This is a genomic window from Paenibacillus auburnensis (genome assembly GCF_927798115.1).
In the GTDB taxonomy this organism is placed as follows: domain Bacteria; phylum Bacillota; class Bacilli; order Paenibacillales; family Paenibacillaceae; genus Paenibacillus_AQ; species Paenibacillus_AQ auburnensis.
On record NZ_CAKMMG010000010.1, the window covers coordinates 60,388 to 73,308 of the forward strand.

Genomic DNA, 12,921 nt, shown 5'->3' on the forward strand with positions numbered 1-12,921 from the left:
GTCATGCTCCCTTATTTCCGTGTTAATGGCACACCTTTTAGTTTCATCCATTCTACAACGAACTGAAAGCGGTTACTATATTAAACTTGTGAGCTTTCTATTTTGGGATTGGCCGTGACTACAGAGAATGTTTGGACTTCCGGCCGCTGCCCATCTTCAGATTTCTAGATTTTAACCGCTACTAGCGGTAGAAATCTGAAGACAAAGGCGGACGCTACCGCTCCTCCAGTTCCAAAATTCCCCTCCATCACTTTTCCCTATATGTTTATTCACATGTATAATGGAGGTTTACGAAAGCGACAATAAACCCCACATCCTCCGGTTATGGCTGCATTCCTTCCTCAATCCGCTTCATGAACTCTTCCACGGCGCTGTAGCCGAGCTGCTTGAGATACCAGTTGTTGGCTGCAGCCTCGATCAGTCCGGCGATGTCGCGTCCCGGCTGAAGTTGAATCTCAATATGCGGGATGCGGACCCCAAGATATTCGCTAAACTGAGTCACCTGCTCCAGTTCATTGTTCAGGGAATTCTCCTGCCACGGGCATAGTTCAATGTCCAGGACGATCCGGGTTTCGTCCTGAAATGCCGTGCGGCCGTATTGGCGTACAACATTAATCAGGCCTATACTCCGCAGGGCCAGGAACTCGCGTGTGGTCTCATTATGGGTTCCCAGCAGCGTAGCCGGGCCCAGCTTTTTAAGCACGACAATATCGTCTGCTACGAACCGGTGGCCTCTGCCAATAAGCGTATGCGCGGTTTCGCTTTTACCGATGCCGGACTTGCCCCGCAGCAGGATGCCGATGCCCGACACATTAACACATACCCCGTGAATCGACAGCTCAGGCGCGAGTGTCTTCACCAGATAGCTGTCCAGCTTGGCAATAAATTCTGTCGTCGTCTCCGGCGTCCGCAGCAGGGGAATGCCCTCTTGATCGCAGAAGTGGGTCAGATAGGGAATTTCCTGCTGCCCTGTCGTTACAATGAAGCAGGGCGGATGATATTTGACAATGTTTCCGATATGCAGCATGCGGTCCTCTACGCTTAGCGTCAATAAATAGTTAATTTCCTTGCGGCCGAGCACCTGCACCCGTTCCATAGGGAAGAAATCAAAATACCCGACAAACTCCAGGCCCGGTCTATGCGTCCGCGGGCGGGTAATCGTGCGGTCCATACGGCTGGCTCCAGCAAGCACTTCTAAATGAAATTTCTCAGTAAGACTTTGAACAGTGATCGACTTCATAATTGTTCTCCTCCTGCGCCTTCTCTTTTTTCATGATTCCCCTAAATAGCTTGTATTCTAACCATGCTGATTATATATTAAAATCAATATATAAGACTTTAGACCCATAAAGCTTCATAATTACCAATAATAGCAAGAAGGTGTAGCGTATTGAGTTTGGGATCCTGCGTTGATTTAATCATGTGCTTCATTTTATTCTTATTATTCATATACATATTTGCTTCTGTCACGGTTACGAGATTGCACAAAGTATATTTAGCCTTTCACTTTTCCATGATGCTGTGGCCTTACTGCCAGTTCGCGATCAAAACCGTCGATAATCCGGTCTATCAGCTGTTTTATGTAAAGCTTGCCTTCGTGGATGCTGCTATGCTGACTACAGGCTGGATTTTTTTCATCATTCTGATCTCCGGCCAAACCCAATTTCTAAAGCGGAAATTATTGATGCTCCTGTTTATCCCGGCCTCCATCTCCTCGCTCGGTGTGGTGCTGAATCCGAACGGCTGGTTTGTTCTTCCGGTTAACGGTGGATATGTCGAAAGAATCTATGGCCCTATTTTCTGGATCAATATTTCCATCCTCATTATCCACGCCATTGTTTCCTTATATATTCTATATGTAGCGCTCATCTCTGACCAGGCAGACCGGATAAAAAACCAGGTCATGTACATGCTTAAAGGGATCCTTGCGGTGACTGTATTTCTTCTGCTCGATATCTTCCTGAATGTTGTCCTCGATGATTATCTGCCGGTTATTCCAGGATTCACTTCTCTGGGCATAGTGATATCCGCCATTTTCTTTCTGATTACCATCCGACAGGATAAAGTATTTGATATTGTGACCATCGCCCATCAGGACATTATTGATACGATGGAATACGGAATACTCGTGCTTGACGACCAGGAGCGGGTGGTAGAGATTAATCAGGCGCTTCACCCCTTCTCGGTGCTGAAGACCGGTGACCGGTTCGATATGAGAGTCATCCTGCCGGACAGTGCAGATCAAGCTGAACTCTTTCTGCATAAATATCTGAAACAGCCCGATGAGAGCGCTGAGATTGAATTTCTGCATCCGGACAGCGGATTATACATCAGTATTCAAGTCGCGCCTATTAAAGTCAGTGCAGTCAGGGTTGGGCGGATCATCACCTTCCAGAATATCACAGAGCTCCGCCGGCTCATTAATGAGACTAATCATCAGAATACCATTCTGCAGGAAAGAAATGAATCCTTAATCAAGATACAGGAGGAGCTATTTCAGACCAACCGCAAGCTTATGAAAATGGCCATTACCGACAGCCTGACAGGATGCTATAACCGTCATTATCTGACACAGCAGTTAGAGAAGGAAGTTAACCGGAGCCGGGATTATGCACTCCCGTCTGCACTGATCCTAATCGATATCGATTTCTTCAAAGCGGTGAATGACCGTTACGGTCACTTAGCCGGGGATGCGGTGATTTGCGGGACAGTCGAGGTTCTCCAGCAAACGCTGCGGCAGGATGATATTCTGGCCCGCTACGGCGGAGAGGAATTCATTATCTATTTACCCGGTACGGATGAGGCCCAAGCGCTTGCGATAGCGGAGCAGCTCAGATCCAATATCGAATCCAATAAAATGAGTATCGACAACATAGACCATCCGGTGTCGGTTACCATCAGCATGGGTCTGCTAAGTGTCCGTGATTTCAAGGCCCGGCAGCCCAAAGAGGCTTCCGCCTACCTGAGTGACTTGTTCAAAACAGTTGACCAGGCCCTCTATGCCGCGAAACATCAAGGCCGCAACCGGATTGTTCCGGTTAAGGGGTAAAGAGAAAGACCAGTTCCGGGCGGGAGTATTCCGCCGCTGAACTGGTCTTCACTCTTTTATTGAAGCCTGATAAGCCCCCGTGCTAGTGCATGGCTTCTGAAAGCCCGGTGAAAATCACGCCCAGCGCATAAGCGCCGGCATCGGGGTAACCGATACTCCGCTCGCCGACGGTACCCGCTCTGCCCATCCGGGCCACGATCGTTTCGGTCTGCTTGGCTCCTTCCACAGCGGCAGCCGCCGCCTTGCCCGAAGCCGTGCGGAAATCTTCGCCCTGCAGGGCACTGTTCTTCCACGATTCGGCGTAAGGAACCAGCGCATCGATGAGCGTCTTGTCACCCACCACAGCCCCTCTGCCAAATGCTCTTTCTCCGGTGTCCTGGATGCCTTTGACTACGGCAGCTATCATCTCAGCGAACTCCTGCATCGATAATTCGCTTCTGGCTCCGGCATATTTGCCCGCAGCCCGGAAGCCAGAACCCCAAATAGGGCCGGAAGCCCCGCCGCAATGCTCCATAATAACCAGCGAGCAGGCATCCAGGAAGCTTCCGATATCCGAAATATGCTTCTCCGTAATCTCTTTCCATTCTGTCTTTAATTGCTTGAACCCTTTGGCGACACTCATTCCAAAGTCACCGTCTCCGGCATGGGCATCCAGCTCACAGAACGGAATCTCATTCTGAATAATGATTTCACTCATTTTATCTATGCCGTACACCAGATTGTTCAGGGTCAGCTTATCTCCTGCAATCGTGGCATAATCCGCATCCGTCTCACAGGTAAAGGATACCGCCTGCTCCTGTTCCGGCTCCCTGACGGCCTCTGTATATTTTACCGGTTCGAACGGTCCTTGTAGGAACAAGGCAGGGGTATGACACTCGTCTGCAAGCAGCTCCTTGAGCTGATCATCCAGCTTCATCAGCGACAGGGAGGCCCCTGCCATATCGATGCTGGTCATGAAATTGCCAGCCAGTACGTTATGTACTGTAATTTGTCTGGCATCCAGTTCACGGACGACCGAGTTGCTCAGCAGATACAGCTCCTGAAGCGGGGTGCCGCCGAATCCGTTGACGAGTACGGTAACCTCCCGGACCTTGTCTCCGCTTGCGTCCAGGCTCTCCAGTAAGGCGGAGACCATTCTGCCTGCCAGCTCGTCGGCTGTTACGACAGGCTCTCTGCGGATACCCGGCTCACCGTGAATGCCGACCCCATATTCCATTTCATTCTCCTCAAGCTTGAAGGTAGGCGTTCCCTTGGCCGGAACCGTGCAGGAAGTGAAGGCAAAGCCGATGCTCCGGGTATGATCAATTGCCTTTTGGGCCGCTTCCTTCACCTCCCGCAGGGACATTCCCCGCTCTGCTGCCGCCCCAGCGATTTTATGCACCAGGACCGTACCGGCCACCCCTCTTTTGCCGACGGTGTAGAGGCTGTCTTCCACGGCAATATCATCATCGACCTTCACATAATCGACCTCTATGCCGTCTTCGCCCGCCAGAAACGCGGCATTCTTGAAATTCATCATATCGCCGCTGTAATTTTTGATAATTAACAGGGTTCCCTTCTGCCCCGCCGTAGAGCGGATCGCCTGGTACACCTGAATTTGGGAGGGAGATGCGAAGATATCGCCGCAGACTGCGGCATCCAGCATCCCTTTTCCGACGAATCCGGCATGGGCAGGTTCATGTCCGCTTCCCCCGCCGCTGATTAACGTCACTTTGTCCGGATTTAACTGCTTCTTCGTGATGACTTTGTACTTGCTGTTGAACGCAAGGCTTGGATGGGCCAGCACCAGCCCGCTGCACATCTCCCGTACCATTGTCTCCGGTGTATTTATGATTTTCTTCATCTTATACCCCCTTGGCCAGCTTGTAGTTCCGGCCTAACTGGTCTGCTACCCGAATGGCTGCGGCAACAGCTTCTGCAGTGACCGGGAATGGCATCGAATGAATCGACTCTTCCGCAATGCAGGCTTTCTGCGCCACATTCAGCAGCTCTTCAGGCGAAATGCTGTCCACTCCAATGTCTGCCAGGCAGACTGGAAGACCCACAGAGATACAGAATTCCAGTACCTCGTTCAGCTCGCTGCCGGCAGCATTCTCAAGCACCAGTTGGGCGATAGTACTGAAGGCCACCTTCTCGCCATGGTAATAGTGGTGTGTACCCTCAAGCGAGGTCAGACCGTTATGAATCGCATGGGCAGCAGCAAGTCCGCCGCTTTCGAACCCTAGGCCTGATAACAGGATATTGGTTTCTATAATATTCTCCAGCGCAGGAGTGACCTGATTGCAGTCGCTCGCCACCTTGGCATTTAATCCGTCTTTGAGTAAAGTTTCATAGCAGAACTTCGCCAGCACAAGTGCCGTATTTGTTCCTTTAGCAGGTCCGCACACGCCCTCGCGTACACCGCAAGGCAGGCCAGCGTTGACATTAGAGTAAGAATTTGAAGTCGCCCGGGCTTCGAAATAAGTCGAGAGCGCATCTCCCATCCCGGATACGAGAAATCTTGTTGGCGCATTTGCAATCACCGTTGTATCGATCATGACCACACTGGGGCTTTGCTTGAAATAAGCATAGTCATCGAATTGTCCCTCTGGTGTGTACAGAACTGCGGAATGGCTTGTCGGCGCATCGGTCGCCGCGATCGTCGGCACGATTATCAAGGCTTCGCCTTCGGCTACGCATTTCGCCGTATCAATCGCCTTGCCTCCCCCGAGGCCGATGGTACAGGAACAGGAATTTTCCCGAGCCAGCTCCTTGAGGCGCGCGACCTCTTCGCGGGAGCATTCGCCCCGGAAGTTGCTCTCTACGAGCGTGATCTTGAATTTATCGGCGGTAAAATCAAGCTTCGCCTGCACACGCTTCACGTCATCCGGGTGGGCGATAAGAAGTGCTGAATTGCCGAAGGTCTGCACAAAGTAACCGAGGTTGAACAGTTCATCCTCACCTTGCACATATTTAGTTGGGCTGATAAAGGCTTTTCTCATCTGAACTCCTCCTAAAAGTTTTGCGGAAGATCCGCTTCTTTTTGATATAACTTTGCAGCAAAACTGGCCTCGTAAGCATTAATTCCTAATATAGGTCAAGTATAGTCTGCCCAATATCCATAAGCACTGTACTATCCCCACTAAATTAAGCGTTTTCACATTGTGTTTTCTTGTTATATACTTATCCAATAGTATAATCTTGCACTCTGTTTCCTAAATCCCTATGCTTTCGCTATTTAAGGAGGACAACCATGAGCAATCCGCTGTTCAATCTGGAGAATATTATCGACCTGGAGAAATGGCATGTGCTGCAGGACTCCCTCGCGCTCGTCACCAAGATGGCGATTATTACCGTTAACTATAAAGGTATTCCCGTCAGCAAGCACAGCTACTGCCAGCCCTTCTGCCAGGGAGTGAGGAAGGATGACGTGCTGTCCCAGTACTGCCAGAAATGTGATGCCCGGGGCGGCCTTGAAGCGGTAAGGCTCAATTCACCTTATATCTATCAATGCCATTTCAACATTGTCGATATTGCCATCCCGATCATCATTGATAATCAATACATCGGAGCGGTCATGGCCGGACAGATCCGGCTCCGTGATTCCGGCCAGCAGCTGGAGCAATTGGTCTCACGGCCACCGAGTGCCGATACGGAGAACAAGTTCAAGGCGCTTGAAGCGGAATATGCGTCTTTGCCTACCCTATCCTATGAAGAAGTATCGACCACCGCAGATATGTTATTTCACTTGTGCAATTATGTTGTAGGTGAAGCCATCTCGAAGAATACGACGATCCAGATGTACAAAAAAACGCTGCTCAGGGAACCGGCCTCACCCGCCATCGACTTTGCTCCTGCCTCCAATCAGGTCTACGGCCATCTTCAGGCGATGCAAAGCGAGCTGTCCCATACGCTGGTGGAACATTCGATTAAGGAGCTTAGCGTGATGCAGTTCCGGTCATCCAATCCGCTGCTGCAGCCTGCCTTTGATTATTTCTATCAGCATAAGCATAAGAATATAACCCTGAATGACATGGCCAAACAATGCCATATCAGCCCAAGCTATTTCAGCCGGATCTTCACCAAGGAGACCGGGGAGAACTTCTCCACCTTCGCTCCGCGGCTGAAGATCGAGTGGGCCAAGCAGCTCCTGGAGACAACCGATCAGCCCGTCAATCAGATCAGCGACACGTTAGGCTTCTGTGATGCCGGCTACTTCATTAAGACATTCAAAAAGTTTGAACACCTCACGCCTGCCGTGTACCGGACTATGTATAGGGATAGACAACAATGAATACATGATATCGATATGAAACTATAGGATCTATTAAGATAACGTCTTAACAGACAGAAACAGCATGGCTCTATCACGAGCCATGCTGTTTCTGTCTTTATTATTAAAGGATTTATGCACTCGATCAGAAATAAGCCTGCTTCTGCGGGGCTTCTTCGCGCAGGCCCAGCGACTGCGTTACGGACGCCAGAACCTCCTGAAGCAATTCGGGGTGGGCCGCCAGGGATACGCCGTAGGAAGGAATCATCTCTTTGATCTTCGGCTCCCATGCCTTCATATGCTGCGGGAAGCATTTCTCCAGCACCTCCAGCATGACATGGACGGCAGTGGAAGCACCCGGAGATGCGCCAAGCAGCGCAGCTACCGAGCCATCAGCGGCACTGACCACCTCTGTACCGAATTGAAGCGTCCCTTTGCCCTCCGCCGTATCCTTGATCACCTGTACACGCTGGCCGGCAACGACGATTTTCCAGTCTTCACTTTTGGCATTCGGAATAAACTCGCGCAGTTCGTTCATGCGCTGTTCGTTCGATAACATCAGCTGCTGGATCAGATATTTAGTCAGCGCCATTTCCTTCGCACCTGCCGCCAGCATCGTGAACAGATTATTCGGTTTAACGGAATTAATCAGATCCAGGTTGGATCCTGTTTTGAGGAACTTCGGCGAGAAGCCGGCAAACGGTCCGAACAGCAGCGCCTTCTGATTGCCAATATACCGGGTATCCAGATGGGGAACTGACATGGGCGGGGCACCGAGCTTGGCTTTCCCGTATACTTTGGCATGATGCCGCGCGACAACCTCGGGATTCTGGCAGACCATGAATAATCCGCTCACCGGAAACCCTCCGATATGTTTGGACTCCGGGATGCCGGTTTTTTGCAATAAAGACAGGCTTCCGCCGCCAGCACCGATAAAGACGAATTTGGCTGCATGGTATTCAATCTGCCCGTTATCCAGATTCTGCACTTTAACCTTCCACATGCCATCGCCCGTCCGTTTTATATCCTTAATTCCGTGCTTATAGTGGACCTCAACATCCCGGCCTTGCAGATGATCGAATAACAGCCGGGTCAACGCGCCAAAGTTAACATCGGTTCCTGCGTCGGTTTTGGTTGCGGCGACCGGCTGATTCGGGGTGCGGCCCTCCATCATCAACGGAATCCATTCCTTCAGCTTCCGGGGGTCATCGGAGAACTCCATCCCTTGAAACAGCGGATTTTTTGATAGCGCTTTAAATCGCTTGTTCAAGAAACTTACCGCCTGCTCCCCCTCCACCCAGCTCATGTGCGGGATCGGCATAATGAAGTCCTGCGGACGGCGAATCAAATTATGATCCACCAGGTAGGACCAGAACTGTCTGGAGAGCTGGAACTGCTCGTTGATTTTGACCGCTTTACTAATGTCTACCGACCCGTCGGGTTTCTCGGACGTATAGTTGAGCTCGCATAGTGCGGCATGACCCGTACCCGCATTGTTCCATTCGTTAGAGCTTTCTTCTCCCGCGCCTGCAAGCTTCTCAAACACTTTAATTTCCCAGTCCGGGGCCAGCTCTTTCAGCAAAGCTCCCAAAGTCGCACTCATGACTCCTGCACCAATTAAGATAATGTCTGTTTTTTTCTGTACGCTGCTCATAAAAAACCTTCCTTATCTCTTGTATATTTGCAAAAAAGAAGCCGGGCCGCTCAGGGGCTAAAAGAAGCAAGGCTCCACTCAGGGATACTATTAAAAGGTTATCGGCTATTATCAGATAATTATATACAATTTGAAGCAAATAAAAAATCAAAAGTTCAGCGCCGCTGCCTCCAGCTGTCTAATCACTTCGTTGCGCGCCTGCTCCGTGAATTCCAGTCCGCCGCCCGTTTGAACAATCCGCCCTTCTCCAATCCGTCTGTCCAGCCAATCGCTGACAAAACCCGGAGCATATCCGCCCTGCCCGAACTCGCCGCCGAAGGCAATCATCGAGGGGTACACCTCAAGATATGCCTCACGACTTGGCTGCGGATAGGCATTCGTATACAGCCAGAACTGCACATCATACATGAGCAGCGACAATTCATCTGCGTGAAAAGAGAAGTACCCCTTCTCTTCAACAATACGCGTGCACACCGCCCGGATTCGGAACTCTAGCTGCTCTACTTCTGTTATCCGGCTGCACAGCTCCGTCAGCAGAGGCGAGAACCGGCCCTGTGCTACCTTGCTCAGATCCTCTTCCTTATCTTCCTCTGAGGTATCGAATACCTCCTCATTCACCAGCCCGCGGATAAAGGTCTCGAAATCGGGCGCCAGGTACGTAATCTCGTAGTCGTCCTCCTGATCCACATGAATGACCTCAGGCTCCCCATCCTTCCCGCAATAGCGGTAATCCAGCATGATCACATCATGTCCGGCTGACGGACAATCGCAGATCACTACTCCAATGTCAGGGTAACCCCATTCTTCAATCATGAACGGACTACCCAGCTCCCCGCAGAGGGAGTATTGTTTGTCACGGCCAATGCCCATAATCCCGGTTATGGCGACATGATCATCTGCCCAGGAGGTCGCTTCTTCTGTAGGAAAACATGTATTATACGGAACGCCGCCGTTGTGCTGCTTCATCAGCGCGATGTAGGAAGCCGGCAGCTTGTAGCCGAGTTCCTCCTCAACCGAGGCGATCAGCTGATCACTGGGCGGCTCCAGGACATATTCCTTCAGAGCATAGTCACTGTCATCCCAGAAGGCAGACAGGTCCATCCCTTCAAAAGGCACCGCACGCTCCGCTTGCTCAGCATCTCTGCGCTGTCTGCTGAGCTCCCGTCTCATTGAAGTCAACTTCTCTTTAGCCGCTTTCTGCCAGCTCCACTCGAGCAGTCTTGCCGAATCGCCGTCATCCGGGTCTAGGGCCACTGCGTGGCCGAACGCCTGTGAAGCTTCCTCATATCTCTTGAGATAATAATAAGAATATCCTATGCGGAAATGCCACAACGGGTCGCTCTGCCCTTCCCCGGCTATCTGCTGAAACTGCTCCAGCCCTTCTTCGTAACGTTCCAGATTGTTATACGCTCTGCCCAGGCTGCTGATGATTCCGTAATCCCGTTCACCCGGAGGAATCTCCAGCAGAGTGTCAACAATCTGCTGATGCTCTCCGTCTTCATGCCACTTTGCCAGCTGTGCGGCCAGGATAGTATCCATAGTCTGTGACCTGCCTCCCCAGTCTAAATATGATGCTATTATTCTACCAGACTGGAGACAACAAATGGAAATCCGCAGAACCTTCGCGCTAAAGGAAATAAGGTTCTTTTGTCGAATACCTATGCACTAAACGGCTATTTGTACAATTTTACCAACAACACCAGGGGAGGAATGAATCATATGGCTTTTACGATTAATAATCTCAAAGATAATCATAACGTTGTGATCAAGGAGCAGCTTGGCGGATTTACAGTAATCGAATATAAAGAGGATTTGAGTAGCACAACCATGCTGGAGGCACAATCCAACTACTTCATGAGCAAGATCAATATGCGCAATAAGCAGCTGATGATCGAACTGAACAATAGTGAGGTTATGCTGAGCGCGGGTGCTATGCAGTATATGGTGGGGAATATCGAAATGACATCAGGTGTGAAGGGTGTCGGCGGCCTGATGCGCAACATTGTATCCAGTGCAGTCTCCGGATCCAGTGCCATTAAGCCGCTTTATAAGGGGACGGGGACCATTCTTTTGGAAACCACCTACAAGTACCTGTGGTTAATTGACGTCGACAACGACCATATTGTCATAGACGATGGTATGTTCCTGGCTTGCGAGACCACGCTTGAAATCGCTGTAGCTGCGCGTAAGAATCTGTCCTCTGCCGCCCTTGGCGGAGAAGGCCTGTTCAATCTAAGTGCCCGCGGCAAAGGCATCCTTGCCTTGGAAGCGCCGATTCCCACTGAAGAGGCTGTTGTGGTTGAACTGCAGAACGATGTGCTGAAAGTCGATGGTAATTTCGCGCTCATGTGGTCCAATTCACTGGACTTCACCGTCGAGAAATCCGGCAAAACCAAGCTGGGCTCCGCCGCTTCCGGCGAAGGTCTGGTCAATGTGTACCGCGGAACCGGCATGGTATGGCTGGCACCGCTGATGCAATACAAGAACAGCCCGTTCACACCTGCCGCTGCACGGCCATAAACGCCCGGCAAGGCCTACGGCAAGCAGACTATTACCTTGACTTAAGTCAATGAAGCGCCGTTACCCGCTGAGTACAATAGAGTCATCTATTCAATAGGGGGTCATGTTGATGTCTGCTGCAGTGGCACGAACTGGTGGTATTTCAATTATTCTGATGGCGGTGGCCGCCGCAGTTTCGTACGGAACGATTCATGGAAGTCTTATTGTTGAGGGGAATGCTGCCGCTACCATCAGCCACCTGAAAGCTTCTCCTCTGCTGTTCAGAGCTGAAATTCTCGGCTGGGTGCTGATTATAGCCTGTGACATCGTAGCCGCCTGGGCCTTGTATACGGTTCTGAAGCCGATGGATAAGGGACTGTCCCTGCTGGGCGCATGGCTGCGCCTCTCCTATACAGCGGTACTCGCCGTTGCCGTCTCCTGTCTGATTGTCGTCTCACTGCTTACAGGCAACCAGGGGCAGGAGCTATCCGGCTTCACATCCGGTGAGCTGCAGGCGGAAGTGATGCTGTTTCTCGGGGCTTTTGAAGCGGTATGGTCGATCGGTCTGATTCTGTTTGGGGGACACCTGCTTATGATCGGGCTGCTGGCGTTGCGATCGCGGAACGTCCCGAAGCTGATTAGCATTCTGCTGCTGCTGGCCGCAGCCGGTTATGCCGTTGTCCACCTGAGCCGCATCCTTGCTCCGGGGGGTGAGGATGTTATCAAAGTGGTGGAATGGATATTCATGCTGCCGATGACTGCGGGAGAGCTGGGCCTTGGCCTATGGCTGCTCTTCAGAGTTCCAGCTCCGCGTGTTCCCGGTAAATCCGCTTCTTGATCCGGCTCAGCGATTCCGGCGTCATTCCAAGATAGCTCGCCAATTGATGCTGGGGAACACGGCTGATGAGTCCCGGTCTTTGCTGAAGCAGAGCCTTGAGGCGTTCTTCGGGCGTGGAAGCAATAAAAGCAGCGAACTCCTCCTGTACCTGACCGAAGCTCTCCTCAATCATCCGGCGGGTCATCATCTCCAGCTGTGTGTGTCTGGCATACATCTCCTGCTCCGTATCCAGCGGGCCGACGACGAGCACCGAGTCCTCCAGACAGGTCAGAGAATAATCCGACGATTTATCCGGCTTATGCGCATTAAAGATGGAGATCGCCTGCTCCTCGGTATAGAAGTTAGAAGTGACTTCACGACCCATAACGTCAACAGCATGCTGCCGCACGCATCCCTTAAGGACAAAATAACATTTGCCCGGGACCTCTCCCTGCCTCAGCAGAACTGTTCCCTTACTGTAAGTTTCCACCAGGATTTCATCCAGGATGGCGTGCTGCTCTGCCTCACTCAAAGAGGTTAGCCGGGACATATATTGTTGTAACAGTTGCTTCATCCTCAGACCTTCCTTCCGGCTACAAAATGAACGGTGATATGCTCCATTGTAGCAGGATTTTAGCAGGTCCAAATCA

At 51.2% G+C, this 12,921-nt stretch carries 10 protein-coding genes; 4 read left to right on the plus strand and 6 right to left on the minus strand.

From position 1 onward, the window contains the following. Nucleotides 1–322: 322 nt before the first annotated feature. Nucleotides 323–1,240 (minus strand): HPr(Ser) kinase/phosphatase, encoded by a 918-nt coding sequence (hprK, locus tag L6H70_RS24080; protein ID WP_236336713.1) that lies wholly within the window; start codon nt 1,238–1,240, stop codon nt 323–325. 180 nt (nt 1,241–1,420) lie between these two features. On the opposite strand from hprK, the gene L6H70_RS24085 reads away from it, so the two are divergent. Next, on the plus strand, nt 1,421–3,049 hold the full coding sequence (locus L6H70_RS24085; protein ID WP_236336854.1) for a histidine kinase N-terminal 7TM domain-containing diguanylate cyclase: 1,629 nt from the start codon (nt 1,421–1,423) through the stop codon (nt 3,047–3,049). A gap of 82 nt (nt 3,050–3,131) precedes the next feature. Here the strand turns inward: L6H70_RS24085 and dhaK are convergent, their stop codons facing one another. Continuing rightward, complete coding sequence (gene dhaK, locus L6H70_RS24090) at nt 3,132–4,892, minus strand: dihydroxyacetone kinase subunit DhaK (RefSeq protein ID WP_236336714.1); 1,761 nt, start codon at nt 4,890–4,892, stop codon at nt 3,132–3,134. Between the two features lies 1 nt (nt 4,893). After that, the gene (locus L6H70_RS24095; RefSeq protein ID WP_236336715.1) at nt 4,894–6,030 is read right to left on the minus strand and encodes a glycerol dehydrogenase; all 1,137 of its coding nucleotides are present in this window, start codon (nt 6,028–6,030) and stop codon (nt 4,894–4,896) included. A gap of 251 nt (nt 6,031–6,281) precedes the next feature. On the opposite strand from L6H70_RS24095, the gene L6H70_RS24100 reads away from it, so the two are divergent. Further along, on the plus strand, nt 6,282–7,322 hold the full coding sequence (locus L6H70_RS24100; protein ID WP_236336716.1) for a PocR ligand-binding domain-containing protein: 1,041 nt from the start codon (nt 6,282–6,284) through the stop codon (nt 7,320–7,322). A 124-nt stretch (nt 7,323–7,446) separates the two neighbouring features. Here the strand turns inward: L6H70_RS24100 and mqo are convergent, their stop codons facing one another. Beyond that, nucleotides 7,447–8,955, minus strand: coding sequence for a malate dehydrogenase (quinone) (mqo, locus tag L6H70_RS24105; RefSeq protein ID WP_236336717.1), 1,509 nt, complete (start codon nt 8,953–8,955; stop codon nt 7,447–7,449). Nucleotides 8,956–9,102: 147 nt separating this feature from the next. Continuing rightward, entirely contained in the window at nt 9,103–10,494 is a 1,392-nt protein-coding gene (locus L6H70_RS24110; protein WP_236336718.1) for an SMI1/KNR4 family protein, read from the minus strand. Nucleotides 10,495–10,674: 180 nt separating this feature from the next. Between L6H70_RS24110 and L6H70_RS24115 the strand changes: the two genes are divergently transcribed. Together L6H70_RS24115 and L6H70_RS24120 are read left to right on the plus strand one after the other, a co-directional pair. Further along, nucleotides 10,675–11,475, plus strand: coding sequence for an AIM24 family protein (locus L6H70_RS24115; RefSeq protein WP_236336720.1), 801 nt, complete (start codon nt 10,675–10,677; stop codon nt 11,473–11,475). Nucleotides 11,476–11,584: 109 nt separating this feature from the next. Beyond that, nucleotides 11,585–12,292, plus strand: a complete 708-nt coding sequence (locus L6H70_RS24120; protein ID WP_236336722.1) for a DUF4386 domain-containing protein — start codon at nt 11,585–11,587, stop codon at nt 12,290–12,292. On the opposite strand, the gene L6H70_RS24125 is transcribed toward L6H70_RS24120, so the two are convergent. Further along, nucleotides 12,249–12,845, minus strand: a complete 597-nt coding sequence (locus L6H70_RS24125; protein WP_236336723.1) for a Crp/Fnr family transcriptional regulator — start codon at nt 12,843–12,845, stop codon at nt 12,249–12,251. The two genes, L6H70_RS24120 and L6H70_RS24125, sit on opposite strands and share 44 nt — an antisense overlap. Nucleotides 12,846–12,921: the final 76 nt, after the last annotated feature.